The 23,799-nt window shown below is 47.1% G+C and carries 22 protein-coding genes; 8 read left to right on the top strand and 14 right to left on the bottom strand.

Annotated features, from left to right (window positions below; all coding sequences use genetic code 11):
- Positions 1-8 precede the first annotated feature (8 nt).
- Genes ORJ01_RS12730 through sdhC form a run of 4 tightly spaced genes read right to left on the bottom strand, consistent with a single transcriptional unit; the run spans position 9 to position 3,227 of the window.
- Entirely contained in the window at positions 9-725 is a 717-nt protein-coding gene (locus ORJ01_RS12730) for a succinate dehydrogenase iron-sulfur subunit (RefSeq protein ID WP_226750012.1), read from the bottom strand.
- A gap of 13 nt (positions 726-738) precedes the next feature.
- The gene (gene sdhA, locus ORJ01_RS12725; protein WP_226750013.1) at positions 739-2,511 is read right to left on the bottom strand and encodes a succinate dehydrogenase flavoprotein subunit; all 1,773 of its coding nucleotides are present in this window, start codon (positions 2,509-2,511) and stop codon (positions 739-741) included.
- Positions 2,512-2,859 (bottom strand): succinate dehydrogenase, hydrophobic membrane anchor protein, encoded by a 348-nt coding sequence (gene sdhD / locus ORJ01_RS12720; RefSeq protein ID WP_226750014.1) that lies wholly within the window; start codon positions 2,857-2,859, stop codon positions 2,512-2,514.
- Positions 2,850-3,227, bottom strand: a complete 378-nt coding sequence (sdhC, locus tag ORJ01_RS12715; protein ID WP_226750015.1) for a succinate dehydrogenase, cytochrome b556 subunit — start codon at positions 3,225-3,227, stop codon at positions 2,850-2,852. Before sdhC ends, sdhD begins: the two co-directional genes overlap by 10 nt.
- Before the next feature lie 366 nt (positions 3,228-3,593).
- Between sdhC and gltA the strand changes: the two genes are divergently transcribed.
- The 3 genes from gltA to ORJ01_RS12700 all read left to right on the top strand — a co-directional run bounded on the left by gltA (position 3,594) and on the right by ORJ01_RS12700 (position 6,786).
- On the top strand, positions 3,594-4,865 hold the full coding sequence (gene gltA, locus ORJ01_RS12710; protein ID WP_226750016.1) for a citrate synthase: 1,272 nt from the start codon (positions 3,594-3,596) through the stop codon (positions 4,863-4,865).
- 257 nt (positions 4,866-5,122) lie between these two features.
- A complete protein-coding gene (locus ORJ01_RS12705; protein WP_306178331.1) occupies positions 5,123-6,340 on the top strand; it encodes an aminotransferase class V-fold PLP-dependent enzyme in 1,218 nt (405 codons plus the stop codon).
- Positions 6,295-6,786, top strand: coding sequence for a SufE family protein (locus ORJ01_RS12700; protein WP_306178330.1), 492 nt, complete (start codon positions 6,295-6,297; stop codon positions 6,784-6,786). The genes ORJ01_RS12705 and ORJ01_RS12700 overlap by 46 nt, the downstream gene beginning before the upstream one ends.
- On the opposite strand, the gene tcdA is transcribed toward ORJ01_RS12700, so the two are convergent.
- Genes tcdA through ORJ01_RS12665 form a run of 7 tightly spaced genes read right to left on the bottom strand, consistent with a single transcriptional unit; the run spans position 6,783 to position 14,022 of the window.
- Positions 6,783-7,568, bottom strand: coding sequence for a tRNA cyclic N6-threonylcarbamoyladenosine(37) synthase TcdA (tcdA, locus tag ORJ01_RS12695; protein ID WP_306178329.1), 786 nt, complete (start codon positions 7,566-7,568; stop codon positions 6,783-6,785). The genes ORJ01_RS12700 and tcdA overlap by 4 nt on opposite strands.
- Positions 7,569-7,579: 11 nt before the next feature.
- The gene (locus tag ORJ01_RS12690) at positions 7,580-8,281 is read right to left on the bottom strand and encodes a pseudouridine synthase (protein WP_306178328.1); all 702 of its coding nucleotides are present in this window, start codon (positions 8,279-8,281) and stop codon (positions 7,580-7,582) included.
- A complete protein-coding gene (gene kdsB, locus ORJ01_RS12685; protein ID WP_306178327.1) occupies positions 8,274-9,029 on the bottom strand; it encodes a 3-deoxy-manno-octulosonate cytidylyltransferase in 756 nt (251 codons plus the stop codon). Before kdsB ends, ORJ01_RS12690 begins: the two co-directional genes overlap by 8 nt.
- A complete protein-coding gene (locus tag ORJ01_RS12680; RefSeq protein ID WP_226750022.1) occupies positions 9,017-9,214 on the bottom strand; it encodes a Trm112 family protein in 198 nt (65 codons plus the stop codon). The genes kdsB and ORJ01_RS12680 overlap by 13 nt, the downstream gene beginning before the upstream one ends.
- Positions 9,189-10,187 (bottom strand): tetraacyldisaccharide 4'-kinase, encoded by a 999-nt coding sequence (gene lpxK / locus ORJ01_RS12675; protein ID WP_306178326.1) that lies wholly within the window; start codon positions 10,185-10,187, stop codon positions 9,189-9,191. The genes ORJ01_RS12680 and lpxK overlap by 26 nt, the downstream gene beginning before the upstream one ends.
- The gene (gene msbA / locus ORJ01_RS12670) at positions 10,184-11,935 is read right to left on the bottom strand and encodes a lipid A export permease/ATP-binding protein MsbA (RefSeq protein WP_306178325.1); all 1,752 of its coding nucleotides are present in this window, start codon (positions 11,933-11,935) and stop codon (positions 10,184-10,186) included. The genes lpxK and msbA overlap by 4 nt, the downstream gene beginning before the upstream one ends.
- Positions 11,936-11,970: 35 nt before the next feature.
- Positions 11,971-14,022: a ComEC/Rec2 family competence protein gene (locus ORJ01_RS12665; RefSeq protein ID WP_306178323.1), complete on the bottom strand. Its 2,052-nt coding sequence runs from the start codon at positions 14,020-14,022 to the stop codon at positions 11,971-11,973.
- A 196-nt stretch (positions 14,023-14,218) separates the two neighbouring features.
- Between ORJ01_RS12665 and ORJ01_RS12660 the strand changes: the two genes are divergently transcribed.
- A complete protein-coding gene (locus tag ORJ01_RS12660; RefSeq protein WP_306178322.1) occupies positions 14,219-14,752 on the top strand; it encodes a DUF2062 domain-containing protein in 534 nt (177 codons plus the stop codon).
- 67 nt (positions 14,753-14,819) lie between these two features.
- On the opposite strand, the gene ORJ01_RS12655 is transcribed toward ORJ01_RS12660, so the two are convergent.
- Genes ORJ01_RS12655 through ORJ01_RS12645 form a run of 3 tightly spaced genes read right to left on the bottom strand, consistent with a single transcriptional unit; the run spans position 14,820 to position 17,927 of the window.
- On the bottom strand, positions 14,820-16,058 hold the full coding sequence (locus ORJ01_RS12655) for a lipoprotein-releasing ABC transporter permease subunit (RefSeq protein ID WP_306178321.1): 1,239 nt from the start codon (positions 16,056-16,058) through the stop codon (positions 14,820-14,822).
- A complete protein-coding gene (lolD, locus tag ORJ01_RS12650; protein WP_226750028.1) occupies positions 16,055-16,735 on the bottom strand; it encodes a lipoprotein-releasing ABC transporter ATP-binding protein LolD in 681 nt (226 codons plus the stop codon). Before lolD ends, ORJ01_RS12655 begins: the two co-directional genes overlap by 4 nt.
- Positions 16,728-17,927 carry a lipoprotein-releasing ABC transporter permease subunit gene (locus ORJ01_RS12645; RefSeq protein ID WP_226750029.1) on the bottom strand — a complete coding sequence of 400 codons (1,200 nt, stop codon included), beginning with the start codon at positions 17,925-17,927 and terminating at the stop codon, positions 16,728-16,730. The genes lolD and ORJ01_RS12645 overlap by 8 nt, the downstream gene beginning before the upstream one ends.
- A 108-nt stretch (positions 17,928-18,035) precedes the next feature.
- Here ORJ01_RS12645 and ORJ01_RS12640 point away from each other — a divergent pair, with 108 nt between their 5' ends.
- The 4 genes from ORJ01_RS12640 to ORJ01_RS12625 all read left to right on the top strand — a co-directional run bounded on the left by ORJ01_RS12640 (position 18,036) and on the right by ORJ01_RS12625 (position 23,785).
- Entirely contained in the window at positions 18,036-18,614 is a 579-nt protein-coding gene (locus ORJ01_RS12640) for a PilZ domain-containing protein (RefSeq protein ID WP_306178319.1), read from the top strand.
- Between the two features lie 63 nt (positions 18,615-18,677).
- Positions 18,678-22,157, top strand: a complete 3,480-nt coding sequence (gene mfd / locus ORJ01_RS12635; protein ID WP_306178318.1) for a transcription-repair coupling factor — start codon at positions 18,678-18,680, stop codon at positions 22,155-22,157.
- Entirely contained in the window at positions 22,154-23,197 is a 1,044-nt protein-coding gene (locus ORJ01_RS12630) for a CsiV family protein (protein WP_306178317.1), read from the top strand. The genes mfd and ORJ01_RS12630 overlap by 4 nt, the downstream gene beginning before the upstream one ends.
- A gap of 81 nt (positions 23,198-23,278) precedes the next feature.
- The gene (locus ORJ01_RS12625) at positions 23,279-23,785 is read left to right on the top strand and encodes a DUF3087 family protein (protein ID WP_306178316.1); all 507 of its coding nucleotides are present in this window, start codon (positions 23,279-23,281) and stop codon (positions 23,783-23,785) included.
- Positions 23,786-23,799: the final 14 nt, after the last annotated feature.

Below are 23,799 nucleotides of genomic sequence, written 5' to 3'. Positions count from 1 at the left end.
AGGGCGCATTACAGCGCCCGGTTTAACAACATCGACTTAATCTGGCCGATTGCCTTAGTCGGGTTTAACCCTTTCGGACAAACGCTTACGCAGTTCATAATACCATGACAACGGAATACGCTGAAAGCGTCATCTAAGTCATTTAACCGTTGTTCGGTTGCAGTATCACGGCTGTCTGCCAAGAAACGATAAGCATGTAATAAACCCGCTGGACCGATAAATTTATCAGGATTCCACCAGAACGAAGGACACGATGTTGAACAACATGCACAAAGAATACACTCGTACAAGCCATCTAACTTAGCGCGTTCTTCCGGCGTTTGCAAAAATTCACCGGCTGGCGGCAAGCCATCGTTGATCAAATACGGCTTCACTTTCTCGTATTGCGTATAGAACTGGCTCATATCGATAACCAGATCGCGAATGACTGGTAAACCAGGTAATGGACGCACCACGATTTTACCGCCTTTCAAACCCACTGCGGATAGCGGTGTAATACAAGCCAAACCGTTTTTGCCATTCATGTTTACGCCATCTGAACCACAAACACCCTCACGGCAGCTGCGGCGGAAAGATAACGTTGGATCTTGCTCTTTCAATTTGACCAGTGCATCAAGCACCATCATATCCCGGCCATCCGGGTTGTCTAAAGTATAATCCTGCATGCGCGGCGCTTGGTCGACATCAGGGTTGTAACGATAGATCGAAAAAACTAATTTCTGCATCGCTGTAGCCCTCTTAGTACTTACGTGCTTTCGGTGGGAAAGCTTCACGGAACTTCGGTTCCAGATTCACTTTACGCTTAAACATTGACTCAGTGTCTGGAGTATAAACACTGTGACACAACCAGTTCTCGTCATCACGATCTGGGAAGTCGAAACGTGCATGAGCACCACGGCTTTCAGTACGGAAGTTTGCCGCAACAGCAGTAGAGAATGCGGTTTCCATTAAGTTGTCTAACTCTAAACACTCGATACGCTGGGTGTTGAAGTCAGAGCTCTTATCATCTAAACGAGCAAACTGCAGACGTTCACGAATTTCTTTTAACTGCTGTAAACCTTCGGCCATTGCTTCACCTTCACGGAACACCGAGAAGTTAAGCTGCATACATTTTTGCAGGTCTTTCTTAATTTGTACCGGATCTTCACCCTGGCCAGGCTTGCTCTCTTCCCAACGACGTGTGCGTGCTAAGGCCGCATCAATGTCAGATTGAGAGGCATCACGAGCTTGCGCGGTTGCGGCTAAAGCTTCACCAAGGTGTAAACCTGTTGCACGACCAAATACCACTAAGTCTAACAATGAGTTACCACCTAAGCGGTTTGCACCATGCACAGATACACAAGCAATCTCACCACAAGCAAATAAACCAGCAACAACAGATTCTGTACCATCGGCTTTCGGTGTAATGACCTGACCGTGGACGTTAGTCGGAATACCACCCATCATATAGTGACAAGTAGGAATAACCGGGATGGGCTCTTTAACCGGGTCAACGTGTGCAAAAGTACGTGATAATTCACAAATACCAGGTAAGCGGCTTTCTAAAACTTCAGCACCTAAGTGATCCAGTTTTAGTTTAATGTGAACACCCCATGGGCCCTCACAGCCACGACCTTCGCGGATTTCTGTCATCATGGCACGAGCCACAACGTCACGACCAGCTAAGTCTTTCGCGTTTGGCGCATAACGTTCCATGAAACGTTCGCCATCTTTGTTTAATAAGTAACCACCTTCACCACGACAACCTTCGGTTACCAAGGTACCTGCACCTGCGATGCCTGTTGGGTGGAACTGCCACATTTCCATATCTTGTAAAGGCACACCCGCACGTAAAGCCATACCGACACCGTCACCGGTGTTGATGTGTGCGTTAGTGGTTGAAGCGTAAATACGACCTGCACCACCGGTAGCCAGTACCGTGGCTTTGGCTTTGAAATAAACGATTTCGCCAGATTCAATATCAATAGCAGTACAACCGACAATGGCACCATCTTGGTTTTTCACCAAATCTAGGGCATACCATTCAGAGAAAACTTGAGTACGGTTTTTAACGTTTTGTTGATAAAGCAAATGTAACAAGGCGTGACCAGTACGGTCAGCAGCAGCGGCAGTACGGGCAGCTTGCTCGCCACCGAAGTTCTTCGATTGACCACCAAATGGGCGCTGATAAACGCGGCCAGCTTCAGTACGAGAGAACGGTAACCCCATGTTCTCTAATTCAGTGATCGCTTCTGGACCCGTTTTACACATGTATTCAATCGCGTCTTGGTCACCGATATAATCCGACCCTTTTACGGTGTCGAACATGTGCCACTCCCAGTTATCTTCATGGCTATTACCCAGCGCTACCGTAATACCGCCTTGCGCCGACACCGTATGTGAACGCGTAGGAAAAACTTTTGATAACAATGCACAGGTTAAACCTGATTGGGTGATTTGTAGCGCTGCGCGCATACCGGCACCACCGGCTCCAATGACGATCGCGTCGAATTCTCTTACTGGAATATTCACTTAAGCACCCCACAACACAAATAAACCCACTGCCACGTAGCTAAAGGCAATTACGTACAGGACAAACTGTAAAGCGGCGCGTAACTTGGCACACTTTACGTAGTCAGTTAATACCTGCCATAAACCAATACGGGTATGAATGGCAATCGAGATCAACGCTAACAAGGTATACACCTTCATTAACACGTTACTGAACAGGCCATGCCATATTTCGAAAGTCACTTCTGGAGTGAAAAGAAAAAAACCTAAAATGAAAAGTGCGTATGTCGCTAGGACAACAGCAGTTGCTCTTAATGATACGTAATCCTGAACACCATCGCGTTTCAGGCTTGCCTGATTTAGAACCATAACCATACCCCCGCTAAAACAGCTAAAATAATCCATAACACCATAGTGATGTTGGCGCTGGCGTTACCTGAGTCGAGTTCTTCCCAGTAGCCTTGGTCCATGATCATGTGGCGGATACCGCCTAGCAGGTGGTAAATAAGTACCGTGATAGTGCCCCATGCGATAAACTTCGCAAAATGTGAGTTTAGCAAGGACTTCACGTAGTCAAAGCTTTCTGCACTTTGCAATGAAACCGCCCATGCCCAAATAACAAAAAGCAGTGCGAAAAACATTGCAACACCGGTAACCCGATGCAGAATAGAAGCTTTGGCAGTCGCAGGTAGAGAGATAGTTGTTAAATCAAGATTTATTGGTCTTTGCTTTTTCACAGTGTCTTGCCTATCGATGCCCGTGTAGAGCGTAGTTGTCATTATTGTCGCTGCAAAAAACAGCCACATCCCGAAGCAGATATACTCTTTTTCTATAAAGCTGGTTCAGCAAAAAGGTTCTGGTAAGGTGAACTGTTTTTACGCCGCAAATAGTATATATTTCATGACACGCTATTACAATTTTTGTTTGGTTTTTAACGGAAAAATCCGTTACACAAAACTTTACAGCTTTTTAGCGGTACGGCAATACGACTAGAGTCGAATACTTATTAATTGATTAGCCTTTAGAATTGACTTTCAGGTGCGGTTTGCGAGTAGAATACCCTTAACCCTAATATCCCATAAAAAAACAGTAGGAGAAATCCAATGGCAGATAAAAAAGCCGTCGTACAGATTGATGGTAAAACCTTTGAGTTACCGATCTACTCTGGTACGGCAGGCACTGACGTGATTGACGTTCGTACACTAGGTCAACAGGGCTATTTCACGTTTGACCCGGGCTTTATGTCTACCGGCTCCTGTGAATCGAAAATCACATACATCGATGGCGACAACGGCATTTTGTTACACCGCGGTTACCCAATAGAGCAACTCGCTGATAAATCAGACTATTTAGAGACTTGCTACCTGTTATTAGAAGGCGAATTACCCACAAAAGAGCAGTATGATAACTTCGTTAAAACCATTACTCGTCACACGATGGTTCACGAAAAAATCGCCGCATTTTTCCAAGGTTTCCGTGTTGATGCACACCCAATGGCGATGCTGTGTGGTGTGGTTGGCGCGATGTCATCGTTCTATCACTCTGATTTAGACATCAACGATCCGCAACAACGTACCCGTAGCGCTCATCGTTTGATTGCTAAATTACCAACAATTGCCGCGATGGCGTATAAATATACTGCCGGTCAGCCATTCGTTTACCCACGTAATGAACTGAGCTACTCAGAAAACTTCTTACACATGATGTTCTCTGTACCCGCTGAAGACTATAAAGTTAGCCCAGTATTAGCCAAAGCAATGGATCGGATTTTCATGTTACACGCCGATCACGAGCAAAATGCTTCTACTTCTACCGTGCGTTTAGCCGGTTCATCTGGTGCTAACCCTTACGCATGTATTGCGGCAGGTATTGCCTCTTTATGGGGGCCTGCACATGGTGGTGCCAACGAAGCCTGTTTAAAAATGTTACAACAAATTGGTTCTGTTGACCGTATCCCAGAATTTGTAGCTAAAGCCAAAGACAAAAATGATTCTTTCCGTTTGATGGGTTTTGGTCACCGCGTTTATAAAAACTTTGACCCACGTGCCAAAGTTATGCGTGATACCTGTCATGAAGTATTAACCGAACTTAACATTAAAGATCCACTATTAGATGTCGCCATGGAATTAGAGCGCATTGCGTTATCTGACCCGTACTTCATCGAGAAGAAACTGTATCCTAACGTTGACTTCTACTCAGGCATCATCTTAAAAGCTATTGGTATTCCTACCAGTATGTTTACGGTGATCTTTGCGATGTCACGTACAGTGGGTTGGATCTCACACTGGGACGAGATGTTAGCAGACAAAGGCCACAAAATCGGTCGTCCACGTCAGCTATACACTGGCCATGCCGCACGCGATTACAAAAAGTAATTTGCTCTGGCAAGCAGCAGCTTAAAAGCGGCCATTGGCCGCTTTTTTCGTTTTTAGCGCAGTCAATTGGCTCATCATTGCAAAGTAATCTCGGCTACTTTAATACTTTTACCTTAGCCTAATGCAGCAAAAATTGCCAAAATCGCCAACACGCCTGAGTAATGACGCTTTTATTAGGCTCATTAAAAGGTGCTTCTCGCTAAAAGGGGTGGCTTTAGGCATAATAGTCGCCTTGTTTTTGTCTTGAGCTTCCCGACATGTCTGTGTTTGATGCCGCCGCTTTTCGTCAACAGTTCCCTTTTTTTCGTGAACAACCCACTTGGATCTACCTTGATAACGCAGCAACTACACACAAACCTCAGGTCGTCATTGATAGCCTGGTAAAGTTTTATCAGCATGACAATAGCAATGTGCATCGCGGAACGCATCAGTTAAGCCAACAGGCAACAAGCCAATTTGAAGAGGCAAGACGCACGGTACAGCAGTTTATTAATGCCGCCGAGCCTGCCGAAATTGTCTTTACCAGTGGTACCACAGCGGCGTTTAACCAATTAGCCTTTGGCTTAATGCATACCATATTGCAAGCCGGTGATCGTATTTTAATCTCGGCCTTAGAACATCACGCGAATATCGTACCTTGGCAACTGCATTGTCAACAGCATGGGGTTATCATCGATGTGATCCCATTAACCGTTGACAGACAACTTGATCAAGCCGCCTATCAAACACTGTTAGAGCGCAAGCCAAAAATTGTCAGTCTTACCCAAGTATCTAATGCACTTGGCAATGTTTTGCCTTTAGCACAGATGTTAAGCGACGCAAAAGCGGCCGGGGCCATGACCATCGTCGATGGTGCTCAAGGCATCGCTTGGCAACGACCCGATGTACAAAAATTGCCTGCCGACTTTTACTGTTTCTCAGCGCATAAGTTATATGGGCCAACCGGGATCGGAGTGTTGTATGGCAAGCGAGCATTCTTAGAACGACTGACACCGTTACATGGCGGCGGTGAAATGATTGAGCATGTTAGCTTTAGTGGCAGTCGCTTTAACAGCTTACCCGCCCGTTTAGAAGCGGGTACCCCGCACATTGCAGGCGCGCAGGGCCTTGCTCAGGCCATTAAATTTATTAGTGGGTTTGACGCTCAACAAATAAACAGTTATAAAGGCCTGTTATTAAAGGCTTTTCATAATGGCTTAAAGCATATCCCTCGCATTCAATTGTTATCGTCTCGCCACGATAATGCCGGTATTGTGACCTTGAACATTCAAGGTGAACACCCTGCCGATGTCGCGGCATTGCTGAACGAACAACACATTGCTGTGCGCGCGGGCAGTCATTGTGCTATGCCCTTATTTGAACAATTAGCCGCGCCAGGCGCGCTGCGTTTCGCATTTGCACCTTATAATCAGTTAACCGAAGTTGAGCAATGTTTAGCAGCATTGGCTCAGGCAGTGGAGATCCTTACGGTATGACCATGGCACAACTTATTACGGATACTGCGACAGCCCTTACGGCTATCCGGCAACAGGATTTGCCACAGTTACAACAACCTCAAGATTGGCAAAGTAAGTATCGTTTATTGATGCAGTTAGGTAAAAAATTACCGCCGATCCCAGAAAAAATGCGCCAAAATGAGTGGCTAGTTAAAGGCTGCGAAAGTCGGGCTTGGCTTCTGCACTACTATGATAGCCGCACCGAACAACACTTTTTTGTGTTAGACAGCGATGCCCGCATCGTCAAAGGGTTACTGGCCATCATGTTATGCTTTGTTAATGGCATGACGCGGCAAGAAATCTCTACACTGGATTTACAGCGCAGCTTTGATAGTTTGAATTTGAAACCCTATTTAAGCCAATCTCGAGGCAATGGCTTAAATGCGATGGTCAATCGAATAAAAGAAGTGGTCGCCGCCCATTAAACGGCGGCTTTTTGCTGCAACTTGACTAAAATTCGCGACACGGCGGCCAAACCAAAGGTTGCCGTAACCACCATAGCGGCGCCAAAGCCGCCACTACAATCTAAGCGCATACTGCCTGTGTTGTCGGGTTTTTGTTGGCAAATACTGCCGTCGGCTTGTGGATAACGTAATTGTTCAGTAGAAAACACGCAATCCACACCAAAACGCCGTTTGGGATTTCGGGTAAACTGATGGTCGCGCCTGAGCATATTGCGTACTTTCGCCAACAACGGGTCATTAAACGCTAAGGTTAAATCAGCCAATTGAATTTGCGTTGGATCCAATTGCCCACCGGCCCCACCGGTTGTAATAAGTGGCATTTTATTGCGTTTGCACCAGGCAATTAATGCGACCTTTGCTTTAACAGCATCAATCGCATCTAACACATAGTCTGCATTAGCTGGTAATAGACTCGCTAAGTTATCCGAGGCAATGAAATCAGCAACTTGATTCACTTTACACTCTGGATTAATTTGTAAGATCCGCTCAGCCATCACCGCCACTTTGTCTTGGCCGACTGTATCGGTTAGCGCATGCGCTTGCCGATTGATATTACTGATACACACATCATCTAAATCGATCAGCGTTAACTCACCGATCCCTGAGCGCGCTAAAGCTTCACAAGCCCAGCTTCCGACGCCACCAATACCGATCACCACCACATGTGATCGCTGAAATTTTGCTAAGGCCTGCTGACCATATAAACGCGCAATGCCAGCAAAACGCGTATTAAAATCTGACATACTTCTTCCTGTTAACGCTCAAACGGCAAGCTAGGTGCCGCGGGCCAAGCATATTGCCATGGTGTTAGCCACGATCCGGGTAATCCGTGATGCACTAACGCCAGAAACTGCTCACCGCTGTCGGGTAATAATTGATATTGATACTCTTTACCAGCAAAATGAAACGCCAAGGCATAGGCATGCAGATAAACGCGGTCGGCCTCTGCAGCACCATATAAGCTATCGCCTAGGATAGGCGCACCCTGACTTTTTAACGCCACGCGTAATTGATGTGTTTTACCAGTATAAGGCCGCAGTAAATAAGCGCGAAACGGTAAGTTATCAAAGCCCTGGCTAACAAAATACGTGACCGCTAAAGCTTGTTGTGCCGAAGTTAACTTCCAACCACCACGCCGGCCAGGCTGCATGGCACCTTTCACCCAACCTTGTTTTTTGTTAGGCCGTGCCGCACTTAAAGCCAAGTAACATTTCTGGATTTGCCGACGACTAAATAATTGAGTAAATTCTGCAGCTGCAACAGCATTGCGCGCCAACAGCAATAAACCCGAGGTGACTTTATCTAATCGATGCACCGCAAACAGCTTTTCGCCTAACTGTTGCTCGGCAATTGCCACGACCCCCGGCCCCTCTTCCGAATGAAAGCTTAAGCCCGCGGGTTTATTAATAACCACAAAATCTGCGGTACTATCGACGATAGTCAGTGGTTTAAACATGTTGTTGCGTAGCAAAAGCAATGGCTCGCGCCAGATCTTCTGCGGTATCAACGCCAACCGCCGGCGTTTCTATGGCTGTCGCCACATGAATGGCTTCCCCCTGCCACAGCACTCGTAACTGCTCTAACGCTTCAATTTGTTCCAGGGTTGATGTTGGCCACGCCACGTAATCGGCAATAAAACCCGCACGATACGCATATAAGCCAATATGCCGCCGATAATGTGTGGCAAGGGCATCACGGTAACGATCGTCACGGTCAAACGGAATGGCTGAACGACTAAAATATAAGGCGTAACCAGCATGATCGGTTACTACTTTCACCACATTCGGATTTTTCAGCTCAGCAAGATCATGCAGCGGCACGGCTAAAGTGGCCATCCGAGCTTTTTGTTGCAGCGCTAAATTCTCTGCTACCTGACGAATAATTTGCGGTGGGATAAAAGGCTCATCGCCCTGCACATTCACCACGATATCATCTGCAGCTAAACCTAATTGAGTGACCACTTCGGCCAAGCGTTCCGTTCCAGAATTATGACTGGCCGCCGTCATGCACACTTCACCGCCAAACTGGTGCACTGCAGCGGCAACCCGATGATCATCGGTCGCTACCAGCACGCGCTCGGCACCGCTTTGTATCGCTTGTCGATACACACGTTCAATCATGCTTTGTCCTGCAATATCCGCTAACGGCTTACCTGGTAAGCGAGAGCTGGCGTAGCGAGCAGGAATAACGACTATGAACGCCATTTTTCACACTCTTCTGAGCTTAATGGCGTTGCTTCATTGGCCAGTAACACCGGGATGTTATTGCTTAAACGATAAGCCAGTTGATCAAAGGTGCAGATCAAGCGTTCGCCTGTTTTGTCATATTTTAATTTACCCTTACATACCGGGCAGGCCAAAATATCAATCAATGCCAGATTCATGGCCATATTGACTCCGTAATAAGTTAAGTTTTTTGCTAAGTTGTTCAGTAAATTGGGGATCTAACCGCGCCTGAACGGCTAAATAATACCAACCGCTTTTGGCAAAAGAACGACATTTTACCGCATCTTTTTCCGTCATTAACAGCGGGGGTGTCAAATCGGTAAAATCGTCAGGGCTAAAAGGATGGTGATCGGCAAAGAAATGCTGCCCTGCAATGTTAAAACCGGCCTCTTGCGCCGAACGAGCAAAACGTGCTGGATTGCCAATTGCCGCCACTAACTGAACCGGTGTCGACATCGCTAAGGCCGGTTGCTCAGCCAAAAGGGGCCGCGCAGCAACAACGGTTAATGTCATGTGGCCATCAACACCGTCTAATGGCCCACTGTTTGCCACCGTAAAATCTACTGAGGCTAAACGAGAAGGCAACTCGCGCAAGGGGCCTGCTGGCAGTAACCAGCCATTCCCCAGACCACGCTGACCGTCAATCAGTACAATTTCTAGATCGCGCGCTAATCGATAATGCTGTAGGCCATCATCAGAGATAATAATGTCGACGTCGGGGCAACGTGACAGCAAATGTTGGCCGGCGCTAACACGATCCGGATACACGACCACTGGACAACCACTGCGCTGAGCCAATAAGAGTGGCTCATCTCCCACCTGATTTGCCATGCAGTTAGCGGTAACTAAACGTGGCGCCGTTAATTTTACGCCATAGCCCCGACTAATAATGCCCGGGGTAAAGCCCTGCTCGCGCAATAACTGGCATAACCATAACGTAAACGGCGTTTTACCCGTACCGCCAACAGTAATATTGCCGACAACAATAACCGGCACCGTTAAACGATAATGGCGTTTAATGCCTCGGCGAAATAACGTGCGGCGCAAGGTCGACAATAACCAAAACAACAGGCTAAATGGCGCCAGTAAATAACACCACCATCGACCTTGATACCAGCCACGCTCCAGTGCGGTCATTTTTCAGAGCCGAACTGCAATTTATGTAACGAAGCATAAACACCATCACACGCTAATAATTCGGCGTGTGTGCCCTGCTCTAAAATACGACCTTGATCCATCACAATAATGCTGTCGGCATTTTCAATGGTTGATAAGCGGTGGGCAATCACAATACTGGTGCGCCCTTTTAACAGCACATCAAGAGCAGCTTGGATCTTGCGTTCAGATTCTGTATCCAAAGCCGAGGTGGCTTCATCTAAAATCAGTACTGGCGCTTGGCGTAATAACGCGCGAGCAATAGCAATACGTTGGCGCTGGCCACCAGATAAACTGACGCCGTTTTCACCAATTTGTGTATCGAGTCCCTCAGGCATCTTCTTAGCAAATTCCAACACATGTGCTTGCTCGGCAACTGCCAATAATTGCTCGCGACTGACCGGCTCTGCCATACCGTAACAAATGTTATTGGCGATTGAATCGTTAAAAAGCATCACATGCTGAGAAACTACGGCGATTTGATGACGCAGAGAACTGCGGCTATACAATTGAATGTTTTGACCATCCACTAAAATCTCGCCCTGCTCTACCTCATAAAACCGCGGTAATAAACTGGAGATGGTGGTTTTACCACTGCCTGAACGCCCCACTAACGCCACCGTTTTACCTGCAGGCACGTGAAAGGACACATCGTCGAGAACCTGCTGCTGATGGCCAGGATAGTTAAAGGTGACATGTTTAAACTCGATGTCGCCTTTGGCCTGCTGTAATTCAATGGTTCCCGTTTCCCGCTCCGCGGCTTCGTCCATAACTCGAAAAATACTGGCGGCGGCGGCTAAACCGCGTTGAAACTCGCTATTTACCGTGGTTAATTGTTTTAGTGGCTTTAATAACATGACCATCGACGTGACGATGGCAGAGAAAATACCGGCGGTTAGAGTATTAAGCATTTCCGGTTGACTGGCCATAAACACCACAAAAGCCAGGGCAAAAGAGGCGATCAGTTGGATCACACCAGAACTAATGGCCGAGGTGGCATCCATTTTCACGCCTTGTAAGCGAGTTTGATTATTCACTTCTTCAAAACGCGCATCTTCAACCGCTTGGCCACCAAAGGCTAAAATGACTTTATGCCCATTGAGCATTTGTTCAGAAGCGGTCGTTACGCCGCCCATCGCATGTTGAATTTTATGGCTTAACTTGCGAAAGCGTTTCGAGACAAAGCTAACAATAACAGCGATCACAGGTGCAATTAAAAAGAAGATTAACGAGAGCTGCCAGCTATACCAAAACATCACACCAATTAAACCCAGTACCAAGGCGCCATCACGTACCAACACTATCAAGGCTTTGGTTAAAGATTGTTTGATTTGCTCTGAGTCATAGGTGATTTTAGAGATCAGCTCACCGGTAGAATGTTTATCATGAAAGCTCACCGGTAAACGCATCATATGGCTGAATAATTGCTGTCGCATGTCTTTGACAATTTGATTACCCACCCAACTAATACAATAGGTTGCGGTAAAGTGAAAAATGCCACGCAAGATAAACATCAAAATGACCACTAAAGGCGCTAGGCGTAAAAATTCAGTATCTTTTTCTTGAATGCCGCGGTCAATAAACGGCTGTACCGAGGCAATAAAACCTGCATCTACCGCTGAATACCCCACCATGCCGATAATGGCGGCGACAAAACCTAAGCGGTAGGGTTTTAAATAGCTGAGTAACCGACGATAAACCGCCGATGACGTTGTTTGCTCTGTCTGCAAAATTCTAAACCTTTTATCGTTATCATCTGGCTATTCTAGCGTGTTGAGGCAGAGGTTTCAGCTATTGCTGTCGGCTTTTCTGCCCAAGGGTAGTGTTTTTCTCTATTTTCTTGGCGAATGCGCAGTTTTTCAGCCGTAAATTCAATCTGCAAGCTGCCTTGTAACCCAGTATGATACAGCGGTAAATTCAATAAGTTAATCCGTTGTTGCACGCCAGCTTGTGGATAAGTATAAGGCCCTTGTGCGTTGGCCGCTAATAGCAATTGCCGTGGCGCTAAAGCTTGTAAAAAAGCTAATGAATTAGCGTTGGCGCGCCCATAATCTGCCAGTAAATAAATATCCGCGGTTAAATCAGCATACTGCTGCAATAATGCCCGCTCTTGAGCTTGTTGCAACTTACCTGGCAACAACAATTGCCAGCCTGCCATATCAACACTGAGCACACAGGGATCGGTTTTAGCTAACAACCAATGCCGAAAGCCAATGTCAGGATAAGCTGCAACTAATTCAGTACAGGTCTGCACTTCTGGTAATGCCGCTACCGCACTGTAAAATTTTGCCATTGGATAAGCTTGTTGAATTAACGCCAAGGCTGGCGCCATTTCTCGCTCAAGTGCCGGTATAATGACCGGCCCCAATTGCCGCAACCGTTGCTGTTGTAACAAAGGTAATACCTGCTGGCGTACCAGCCCTTCCAACTGTGTCGCAGGGGCATCTAAATATAAGATGGCGTTATGAGGTTTCTGTAATAATAATACCGTGCGCTGCCCGCTATCGATTAGCTGTAATTGCGGGTGAACATTCACCGGTAAACAGATCATTAATACCACCACAGTAAGCCATAACAGCCACAGAGAGCCCTTTACACGGCAGGCTAGCAGCATTGCTAAGGCCCCAGACAGTAAAAACGCCGTCAGGGGGGAGAGCTGAGGTAAACTCCACCAAACTGCTTGAGAGCCACTCCATTCTAACCAAATCATTAAGGGAATAAACAACCCATCGGTTAACTGCCAGAGCCATTGAACATAAGGCAAGCCCGCCAAGCTCCAACAGACCGTGATCAATAAAAACGGGATCGCGAGCAACGTACACCAAGGGACAAACAACAGATTAGAGAGAATGGATAAGACACTAACACCCGAGAAAAAAGCCATACTAATAAATGACATTAACAAGGTTAATGCTAATTGAAACCGCAACCAGTAACGTAATTTTGCCCAGCGCTGTGGCGCTGCAGGGGCTAAGCACCACAGCAGTAACACAATGCAGCCTACGGCTAACATCGACAACCAAAAACTATAACTGAGTAACCACAATGGATTGGCCAGGAGCAATAATGCCAATAACAGCAACCACGCTTGAGACTTGGCTAAGGGGCGCAGTAATAATCGGCTCAGCACAAAAATAGCCAAGGCCACGGCCGCGCGTAATGTTGGGATGGTAAAACCAGCCAACCAGCCATAGCCTAAAACCGGCAACAAACTGAGTAATAAAGCCAGCTCCACTTTAAATCGCCAGGGGCTAAGGCGCAACAACCCGCTAAATAACAACAGGCTCCAACCATAGACTAAGCCAAGGTGTAAACCCGAGATAGTTAAAATATGTCCCAAGCCACTGTGCCGGATCCCTTGCCACAATTGCGCATCAAATTGTCGCTCTGCTACAGTTAACGCTAAAAGCAATGGTGCACTGCTAAGGGATGCAGTCGACGTTTTTAGCTGGGTAATGATGGTTTCTCTGGCTGACGCAGGGGCCTGAAATAAGATAGTTGGCTGCTCTGGCAACACATATCCCTCGCCAATCACACCTTGCAATAAGGCTTGCAGCGAACGAGGCCGAGACAGTGGAGTCCAACTCTGTGCTACCGGTCGCAATTTTAATGGTAAACGCCAAAGTTGATTATTTTCGAGGCTTGGAGCTTGTCGCCAGCGCACAGAGAGCAGATACTGATTGTATGAGCTTTGCTGTAGTTGCAGTTTCACTGTTAAATCACCAATTCCGTGATCGCTCCAACTGACAATCCGCACATCGTGATAGCTGCTTGCTGAGTTTAACAACGCATTTTGTGCCTGCCAGTATGCAGACAACTGCCAATGCCAACTGACTATAAACGCGCTGCAACCGGCTAAAAAAAACAGCCGAAAGCGGCAGCTGACTAGAAAAGCCGCTAGAAAAATATATTGAAAAAAAGCTGGCGGAAGCGGTAAAAATAACGACAATAGGCAGCCAGCTAATACACCTGTGCAAAAGTGTTGCATGTTTACTTTTCGTAAATAGGTTGTAATGCCAAAGAAGACTATTAAGAAATATTTACCATCTCCAGAAAAAATCAAGCAGATGAAGTTATTAAATCTGTTCGGTTCGATGCTGCACGATGGTAATTTATGGCACTTAAACCGCCGCTCTGCGCGCGGCGCTTTTGCTGTCGGTCTTTTTTGGGCCTGGATGCCCTTTCCTTTTCAAATGCTATTCTCGGCGCTGATGGCCGTACCCTTACGCGTTAATTTACCGTTAAGTGTGGCGTTAGTGTGGATTTCAAACCCGCTCACCATGCCGGTGATGCTGTATCTCTGTTATCTAATTGGCAGTGTGGTACTTAAAGCACCTGCCGAGCCCTTTGCTTTTGAAGCTTCGTTTGGTTGGTTGTGGCATAGCATGCAAACCATCGGTAAACCTTTACTGACCGGCTGTTTATTAATGGGCATTACCGCCAGCATTGTTGGCTATTTTGCCATTGACTGGTTATGGCGTTTATCGGTAAAGAAAGAAAAACTTGCGCGCTTGTTACGGCATAAAAATCGCCTAAAACAAAACTAAGGGTTTAATTAGTATTGCTTTAGGCAGAGAGTCACTAAAAAGTGTGAATAAAACACAACGGGGGTTGTTATCGTTGTCCCAGCACGTTTGCCGGTTGCACCCGACTAGCACGAAATGCCGGATACAGCGTAGATAATAAACTTAAGCCCAATGCCAACAGCACCGTAACGACCACATCCTGCCACAGCAATAACGACGGCACGTAATCTATAAAGTAGATGCTCGGATCTAATAACGATTTGCCAATTGTCGAGGTTACAAAAGCAAAGATCGGCTCAATGTAATGTGCCAGTAACACGCCAACAACGGCCCCGCCTAAGGTGCCAACCAAACCATTTAGCCAGCCTAGCAACATAAAGGTTTTAATTAATGCCGCCGGTCGCATGCCCATGGTTAGCAAAATGGCAATATCCGATTCTTTTTCCCGCACAGCCATCACCAAGGTCGCGACAATATTAAAGCAGGCCACGGCGATCACCAGCGACAACACCAAATATAAAATGGCGCGCACCATTTGTATATCTTGATAAACATGGCCTTGGCTACGAAACCAATCGAGCAGATAGACATAATCATCCGACAACTGCCCGAGTTGCCGTGCCATGGCCGGTGCCGCAAAGATATCGTCTAAACGAAAGGCTAAACCGTGTACGGTGTCTTCTGGCATAGCTAAAAAATCGGCTAATGCATCCAAACCCAGCCACGCTTGGCTATAATCGAGTTGCCCGCCCACCCCAATAATGGCACTGACACTCAGCACTCGATTAGAATAACTGGCTAAACGACCATCATCGGTAAAACGAGGAAGCATTAATTGCACATTATCACCGACCCGCAAACCCAGTGCCGCGGCAATACCGCTGCCTAGCACAACTTGCTCTGCCGCCAAGGTCTCTAGGCTGCCGCTTTGTAAGTAAGTGGCGAAGTCACTGAGTTGCTGTTCAAGTTGCAAATCAATACCACGCAGCTGTACCGCTTTAATTTGGCTCCCAGCACGCAGCATGCCGTTGGCTTTAATATAAGGTGCGCCCGCTATTACGCCTTTTACAGCGCTTAAGCGCGGTAGCTTGCTTTGCCATTGCTGTAAGTTATTTTCCACTGACTCTAATTCAACATGCGGGATCACCGCCAACAAACGCTGTTTTAGTGCCTGCTCAAAACCATTCATCACCGACAGCGCTAAAATTAAAATCGCTACGCCTAAGCCAATACCCCAGGTCGATGAAGCCGAAATAAAGCGAATAAAGCCACTGGTATGGCGAGTATTGCGATAACGTCGCGCCAGTTGCCAAACGAGAGCATTCATGGCGCAGGCTCCAAACGACCATCTGTCATCAAATAGTGTTTGTCTAAGCGAGCCGCTAAGGCACGATCGTGGGTCACCACCACAAAGCTGGTGGCAAATTCACGATTAAGCTCACGTAACAATTGATAAATAGACTCTGCGGTTTGCTGATCTAAATTACCGGTGGGCTCATCGGCTAAAATTAGAGCGGGTTTAGTCACCAATGCCCGAGCAATAGCAACGCGTTGCCGCTCGCCGCCGCTTAATTCAGACGGCTTATGGGTTAAACGATGCGCCAAGCCCACACGGCTTAGCAAAGCGGTGGCGGCGGCATTCGCTTCGACAGGGGCTTGACCACGGATCAGTAAGGGCATGGCCACGTTTTCGACCGCCGTAAAATCCATTAACAAATGGTGGAACTGATAAATAAAACCCAGTTTTTCATTACGCAAGCTGGCTTTTTGATTGGCGCTGAGCTTAGCAATCTGTTGCCCAGCGATCTGCACATTGCCACTGTCTGGCGTATCTAAAGTGCCTAAAATATGCAATAAGGTACTTTTGCCAGAGCCTGAACTGCCCACAATGGCCACCATTTGAGCTTTGGCAATGGTTAAATTAACCTGATGCAACACCTCGGTGACCTGCTGGCCATCACGGTAAGTTTTACAAATTTGAGAGGCTTCAAGAACATTATTCATCGCGTAATACTTCCGCCGGATTAATTTTTACCGCACGCCAAGCTGGATACAACACGGCGAGCAAGGTTAAGCCAATAGCACTAATGAAGATGGTGGCAATTTGGCTGGCATCCATTAACACAGGTAATTGAATACCGCCTGCAACTTGGAAATTGAACAGATCTAATAACGCATTAAGCTGCCAACTGACTAACACGCCAGCTATCACACCAAGCACAGCACCGAGCAACCCGTTAAATAAACCTTGTATGGCAAACACAAAAAATAGCGCGCGGTCGGTCATGCCTTGGGTTTTTAAAATCGCCACTTCTGCTTGTTTCTCGGTAACCATCATCACTAAGGCTGATACAATGTTAAAGGCCGCCACAGCGACAATCAGTAATAACATCAGCCACATCATGGCTTTTTCCATGGCCACTGCCGCAAATAATTTTCCATGGCTCTGCCGCCAATCTTGCACTGAGCCTATTTGCGTATCAGCTGATAATTGCTCAGCTAACAACGGCGCTTGAAAAGGCTCTAATAAACTGACCCGCCAACTCGGCGTGCGCTCGGCAACCGGCAATAACCGCATTAAATCTTCTTGCGCCGTGATCGCGATAACACTATCCACTTCAGAGCCGGTATCAATAATTCCAGCGACGGTAAATAAGCGCTGGCGTGGCATCCAGCCTAAGGGCGTATGGCTGCCACCTTGCGCTAATAGTACCCGAATTTGTTGCCCTAAATGCACATCCAGCTGTTCGGCTAAACCGCGGCCGAGCATGATGCTATAACGCTGCTCGCTTAATGTTTGCCAATCGCCCAGTGCTAAAGATTGTCTTAAAAACTGCGGTAACTGCTCAGGTGTTAAGCCTTGCAGCATCACGGCCGTTAATTGCCGAGGCGCTTGCACTAAGGCTTCAGTTTGCAGAAATGGGGTAATATCCAACACCTTGGCTTGTTGTTGTAAGCGTTGTTGCCAGCGGGTATCCCCCTGTGGCGCTTCCACAATAAGATGGGGCACCACGCCTAAGATGCGACGCTTTAATTCCGCCTCAAAGCCGTTCATAACCGAGCTGACAATGGTTAACGCCATCACCCCAAGTAAAATACCGGCAACAGAAAACAGGGTGATAAACGAAATAAAGGCATTACCCTTGCGACTTTGGCTATAACGTAAGCCAATAAAAAGGCTGACTGGAAGGTGCATGTGAATTTTCAGGACTTTACCTAGGTTAGATGATAAATTAGCGCAAAAGTGGTGCCGATAATAGTGATAATTCGGTGCAATGACAAGCACCAACCCGGGAGAACCCAGATGAGCTCTGAACTGGATAGCCTAGCCGAAGATTTTCAACAGTATTTCAAAGTTGAGCATCGCATTGCCATTAATGTGGTACCACTGAGTACGCCTCTGCCAAGCGAAGCAGACTTTACGGCGGCCATCCCCGAGCCTTTTTTGTTAGCCGGGAATGTGGGCCAACTGAATATGAATGCACTGCGCTCGTTACAACGCGTCGGTGAATTAGCCGAAGAGTTAGCGAACTACTTGCAACAGCAAGCAAAAAAACTCGATTTGCTGCTGCATTACGTTTTACAACAACAAGATGTTGCGGCGTATCGCCATCATACGCAAAGCTACGGTGGTGCTGGCCTCACCTTTAAGACTGATAGCGCCATGCCAGCACTGCAAGCAGTTGAAGTGAAGTTATTTCTTGCTGACAATGCTGGGGCGGTTTTTTGTTTTGGTCAAGTATTAAGCGCTGAACAAACCACAGATGGCTATCTGATCAAAGTGGTGTTTAAACTGATCCGTGATGAAGATCGCGAATTGCTAGTGCGCGCCAGTTTGCAGCAGCAAGCCCGACAATTAAAATTAAAAGCGGAGCAGCGCTGAACTAGCAGCGCCAAATCACTGTAACAGCCAACGCGATTAATCAGGATACGAGTTTATAATTCAATGAGTGTTTTTCCTTCGATACCGCAATTACGCGGCGCTACTGATCAGCAAGCATGGGGCCAACTGACTGGCGCTGCCTTACCTCTAGCCATCAGCAGCTATGTCACACAGCAACAAGGTGTCTGTGTCTTAGTGGTACAAGACACCCCCGCAGCGATGCGTTTAGAGCAAGAGTTAACGGTCTTTCTTGACCCCGCCAAGTGTCCCATTCTCACGCTGCCCGATTGGGAAACCCTGCCCTATGATATGTTTTCGCCGCATCAGGACATTATTTCTCAGCGTTTAACCACGCTGTATCAATTGCCTCGGCTCAGTCATGCCTTAGTGATAGTGCCGGTGAGTACCTTGTTATTGAAAATTGCTGGTCGTGCCCATTTAGAGCAACACAGTTTTATTTTGGCCGAGCAACAACAAACCGATTTAAGTGCTTTTAAGCAGCAATTAGCCGCGGTGGGCTATCGACATGTCGATCAAGTTATGGAGCATGGCGAGTTCTCTGTTCGTGGCTCCTTACTAGACTTGTATCCGATGGGCGCAACGCAGCCTTATCGCATCGACTTTTTTGATAATGAAGTGGATGCCATTCGCACCTTTGATCCTGACACGCAGCGCAGTTTAGATAAAGTAAAACAGATTTCGCTCTTGCCGGCACATGAGTTTCCAACCGACAAGGCGGCGATTGAACGCTTTCGTTTGCGTTATCGCGAACGCTTTGCCGCTCGCAATGAAAAAGAATCCTTATATCAGCAAGTCACCCAAGGTATTTTACCGGCCGGTATTGAATATTATTTACCGCTGTTTGCTGAAGATACCTCAAGTTTATTCAGTTACTTACCGGCTAACTCGCATATTTTAACCTGTGGTGATATCGAGCACAGCGCCAATCAGTTTTGGCTAGAGTTAAAACGTCGCTATCAAGATCGAGCCATTGATTTACTGCGGCCCATTTTACAACCGACCGAATTGTATTTAGCCACCGATGAGCTGTTTGCCGCGCTAAAAGCTTACCCTAGGTTACGTTTAAGCCGTGCAGAGTTACCGCTCAAAAGTGGGCAAATTAACGCCCCTATTGCCAATCTTCCTGATTTAAATATTAATCATCAACTGAAAAATCCGTTAGAAGCCGTTTTAAACTTTTTAACAGCGCTTAAAAAGCAGCAAGGCCGCGCGCTATTTTTAGTGGAAAGTGAAGGTCGTCGTGAAAGTTTATTGCAGCTGCTGCACAAGGCCGCCGTGCATCTGCCGCAAACAAGCAGTTTGGCGCAGTTTTTAACGCAACAGCAAGATATTGCCGTGTTGGTCGGTACCTTAGATCAAGGTACGTTGGTTAACACCACACCTCCACTGGCATTGATCAGCGAAAACGAGCTCTTTGGTCAAAAAATTAGCCAGCGTCGTCGCCGTAAGAAAAGCCAGCAAATCTCTTCTGATACCATTATTCGCAATCTGGCCGAGTTAAGCCTTGGCCAACCCATTGTGCATTTACAACATGGTATTGGCCGTTATCAAGGCTTGCAGGTGCTGGATGCCAATGGCATTAGTGCTGAGTTTGTGACCATTGAATATGCCGGCAGTAGCAAACTGTATGTACCGGTGTCATCACTGCATCTTTTAAGTCGTTACTCAGGCAGCGATGCCGAACATGCCCCCTTGCACAAACTCGGTAATGATACTTGGGAAAAAGCCCGCCGTAAGGCTGCTGAAAAGGTGCGTGATGTTGCAGCAGAATTACTCGATGTCTATGCGCAGCGTGCCGCACATCAGGGCCATGCCTTTAAACTGGATGAAAATGACTACGCGGCTTTTGCCGACAGCTTCCCGTTTGAAGAAACCGCCGATCAGCTCGACGCCATTAATGCCGTATTGCAGGATATGCAGCAACCGCAACCGATGGATCGCCTAGTGTGTGGTGATGTCGGCTTTGGTAAAACCGAAGTGGCTATGCGCGCCGCCTTTGTTGCGGTTAACGGCGGTAAGCAAGTGGCTTTGTTGGTACCAACTACCTTACTTGCACAACAACATTTTGAAAACTTTAAAGATCGTTTTGCTAATTGGCCGGTGCGAGTTGAGGTGCTGTCTCGTTTTGTTAGTCCCAAAGCCCAAAAAGCCATATTAGAAGATGTCAGTAACGGTAAAGTTGATATTGTTATTGGTACGCACAAACTGCTGCAAGATGATATTAAACTGCACGATTTAGGCCTGCTGATTGTCGATGAAGAACACCGTTTTGGTGTACGCCAAAAAGAGAAAATTAAAGCGCTGCGCGCCAATATTGATATTTTAACCTTAACCGCCACGCCCATTCCGCGTACGCTGAATATGTCTATGTCGGGCATGCGTGATCTGTCGATTATCGCCACCCCACCCGCGCGGCGTTTAGCCGTGAAAACCTTTGTGCGCGAATACGAAAACGGCTTGCTACGCGAAGCGGTGATGCGCGAGATCCTACGCGGTGGTCAGGTGTACTTTTTACACAATGATGTTGCCTCTATCGAAAAAATGGCCGCCGATTTACAAGAGCTGATCCCTGAAGCCAATATCGCCATTGCGCATGGTCAACTTCGCGAGCGTGAACTTGAACAGATCATGGCGGACTTTTATCATCAGCGTTTTAACCTGTTATTATGCTCAACCATTATCGAAACAGGCATCGATGTGCCCACCGCCAATACCATTATTATTAATCGTGCCGATAACTTTGGCTTAGCGCAGTTACATCAATTGCGGGGCCGGGTTGGCCGCTCCCATCATCAGGCCTATGCCTATTTAATGACCCCGCCGCCCAAGCGTTTATCTAAAGATGCCGAAAAACGCTTAGAAGCCATCGCCAGTTTAGAAGACTTGGGTGCCGGTTTTGCTTTAGCGACGCACGATTTAGAAATTCGTGGCGCAGGTGAGTTATTAGGCGATGAACAAAGTGGTCAAATTGAATCGGTCGGTTTTAGTTTGTATATGGAAATGCTCGAAGAAGCCGTGCAAGCCTTAAAAGCTGGGCGAGTACCCAGCCTTGAAGCCATGCTCAGCCAACAAACTGAAATGGATTTAAAACTGCCTGCGCTATTTCCAGAGAGCTACATCCCTGATGTCAATTTACGGCTATCATTTTATAAAAAACTGGCCAGTGCCAAAAACCCAGAAGAGATCGATGAAGTTCAGGTCGAGTTAATCGACCGTTTCGGATTATTACCCGATGCGGCGAAAAACTTAGTGGCCGTTGCTGAGTTAAAATTGCAAGCACAGGCTCTGGGTATTAAACGGATAGAAGCCAATAGCAAAGGTGGTGTGGTAGAATTCGCCGATAAAACCTTGGTCAATCCAAGTTACATTATTACGTTGATCCAAACCCAATCGCGCGTCTTTAAACTGGAAGGCGGGCAAAAACTGCGTTTTAGTATTGCCGCAGAGGATCATAAAGATCGACTCAGCCTCATCAGCTCGATGTTGGCTGACTTTACCAAACATAAGGTAGGAAACGCATGAAAGTTCGGCTATTGCTGACAGGATGTCTGTTACTGAACACCATGTTGCTGCAAGCCAATGAGCGCTGGTTTGAAGTAGAACTGATTGTTTTTGAACGCACAGGCGATAGCCAATTACGCGAACATTTTCCCGAGCAGGTTACGCCAATTCGCTTGGGCCGCATTATTGATTTGGTGTCTCCTTTGTATAATCCGATTATTCAGCCGCTAGTCAGTGCTTTAGAAGATTGCAGCCCAGCACCGTTAAATACAGCAGCAAGCAGTGTGTTTCCAAGTAATTGGCAGCCCCCCCATAAACTGATGTGCCAACAGGAAACCCAGCCGTTGGCTTGGCAGCGTCTGGCGTTGTTTCCTGAAAAATGGCTCAGCCATAAGGTGCCTTGGCCCTCACGGCTGCCCCATACCTTAGCCGGTCGCGGCGAGTTTCAAGGCGTGCCCTTTTTAGCCGAGCCTGAAGCCTTTGCTTTAACTGATGTGGTCGCTAAACTGCGCCGACAACGCCAGCAACAAGTGCTGTTGCATACGGTATGGCGTCAAGCACCTGTCACCGAGCGCCGAGCGATCCCCAGCCGTTGGTTTGCCGGTGAAAGCTTCAGCCAGCGTTTTGATTATTGGGGACAGCCCATCACCTCTGAGCAAGATGATACCCCGGTGAATGACACCCAAGTTGCGGCCAATGCCAGCGACGTGACCAGCGTGCTTGAGCAAATTAATAGCCGCCGCCAACAACTGGCCGCGGGAGTATCGTTGGATCAACCCAGCACAGCGGCAATCGACAATAGCAGCAACGTACAAAGCCAGGCCAATTTACCGACGGAAGTATGGCAACTGGATGGTTTATTTAAACTGCATTTAGATCATTATCTGTTTGTCAATACAGACTTTAATCTGCGCAGAATGCATAATGGCGCCCTACAAAGTATCAATGTGAAACAAAGCCGACGGGTGATCAGTGGCGAAATTCATTATCTGGATCACCCTAAATTAGGCATAATACTGCAAATTCGCCGTTATCAACCGCCTGAAGTCGCACAGCCATAACCTAGATTGTGCCGCAGTTTGCCCTTTTTCTGGCTGCGGCGTGTCGTTGGTTCAACCCCGCTAACAAATGAACGAGTCATCATGCAATTACGTGTTATTGAAAAACATCGCTATCGCCAACGGCTAAACCGCATCACTGTTTCAAGCATTATCGCATTGTTACTGATCAGTTTAGGCAGCTCGACCTTACTGATCGCACTGTTCGCAACCGGAACAGGTTCAAATTTTTGGCTAAATTTTAGTGGTGTGGTGATCGGCTGTTTAGTGGTCGGTTTCAGTTTGAAACGTTTAAAAACGCATCCTTATTTTCATGATGTGGCCTACATTTGGGATCTGAAACACGAATTAAATTTAATCCAACGTAAGCAGCGCGCTATCGACGCGGCCGCCGAACAAAATGATGTCATTGCACTATTAATATTGGCTTACAGCTACGAAGCATCAAAACTGGTGTGGCAATTGGATGATAATACTTTGATGATGTCCGAGCTCAATTTGGCCGCCAACAAACTGCAAGATAAACTGAACGCGGCAGGCTTAAGCATCAACCTAGCCGATTATCGTCGCGAATTACTGGCGCGTTTTTAACGCCAAAGGAACTG

The sequence above is a fragment of the Alishewanella sp. SMS8 genome, assembly GCF_030737935.1.
Lineage (GTDB): Bacteria > Pseudomonadota > Gammaproteobacteria > Enterobacterales > Alteromonadaceae > Alishewanella > Alishewanella maricola.
Note: the sequence above shows the minus strand (reverse complement) of the source record. Positions and strands in the feature narration are given on the sequence as shown.

What these genes read in the sequence shown, in the direction of transcription:
- mfd (WP_306178318.1), top strand. Translation starts at nt 18,678, where the DNA reads ATGAGTGTTTTTCCTTCGATACCGCAATTACGCGGCGCTACTGATCAG.
- ORJ01_RS12730 (WP_226750012.1), bottom strand. Translation starts at nt 725, where the DNA reads ATGCAGAAATTAGTTTTTTCGATCTATCGTTACAACCCTGATGTCGAC.
- tcdA (WP_306178329.1), bottom strand. Translation starts at nt 7,568, where the DNA reads ATGTCAGATTTTAATACGCGTTTTGCTGGCATTGCGCGTTTATATGGT.
- ORJ01_RS12645 (WP_226750029.1), bottom strand. Translation starts at nt 17,927, where the DNA reads ATGCACCTTCCAGTCAGCCTTTTTATTGGCTTACGTTATAGCCAAAGT.
- kdsB (WP_306178327.1), bottom strand. Translation starts at nt 9,029, where the DNA reads ATGGCGTTCATAGTCGTTATTCCTGCTCGCTACGCCAGCTCTCGCTTA.
- lolD (WP_226750028.1), bottom strand. Translation starts at nt 16,735, where the DNA reads ATGAATAATGTTCTTGAAGCCTCTCAAATTTGTAAAACTTACCGTGAT.
- ORJ01_RS12625 (WP_306178316.1), top strand. Translation starts at nt 23,279, where the DNA reads ATGCAATTACGTGTTATTGAAAAACATCGCTATCGCCAACGGCTAAAC.
- lpxK (WP_306178326.1), bottom strand. Translation starts at nt 10,187, where the DNA reads ATGACCGCACTGGAGCGTGGCTGGTATCAAGGTCGATGGTGGTGTTAT.
- ORJ01_RS12655 (WP_306178321.1), bottom strand. Translation starts at nt 16,058, where the DNA reads ATGAATGCTCTCGTTTGGCAACTGGCGCGACGTTATCGCAATACTCGC.
- ORJ01_RS12640 (WP_306178319.1), top strand. Translation starts at nt 18,036, where the DNA reads ATGAGCTCTGAACTGGATAGCCTAGCCGAAGATTTTCAACAGTATTTC.
- ORJ01_RS12660 (WP_306178322.1), top strand. Translation starts at nt 14,219, where the DNA reads ATGCCAAAGAAGACTATTAAGAAATATTTACCATCTCCAGAAAAAATC.
- sdhD (WP_226750014.1), bottom strand. Translation starts at nt 2,859, where the DNA reads ATGGTTCTAAATCAGGCAAGCCTGAAACGCGATGGTGTTCAGGATTAC.
- ORJ01_RS12700 (WP_306178330.1), top strand. Translation starts at nt 6,295, where the DNA reads ATGTTTAGCAGCATTGGCTCAGGCAGTGGAGATCCTTACGGTATGACC.
- gltA (WP_226750016.1), top strand. Translation starts at nt 3,594, where the DNA reads ATGGCAGATAAAAAAGCCGTCGTACAGATTGATGGTAAAACCTTTGAG.
- ORJ01_RS12680 (WP_226750022.1), bottom strand. Translation starts at nt 9,214, where the DNA reads ATGGCCATGAATCTGGCATTGATTGATATTTTGGCCTGCCCGGTATGT.
- ORJ01_RS12690 (WP_306178328.1), bottom strand. Translation starts at nt 8,281, where the DNA reads ATGTTTAAACCACTGACTATCGTCGATAGTACCGCAGATTTTGTGGTT.
- ORJ01_RS12630 (WP_306178317.1), top strand. Translation starts at nt 22,154, where the DNA reads ATGAAAGTTCGGCTATTGCTGACAGGATGTCTGTTACTGAACACCATG.
- ORJ01_RS12705 (WP_306178331.1), top strand. Translation starts at nt 5,123, where the DNA reads ATGTCTGTGTTTGATGCCGCCGCTTTTCGTCAACAGTTCCCTTTTTTT.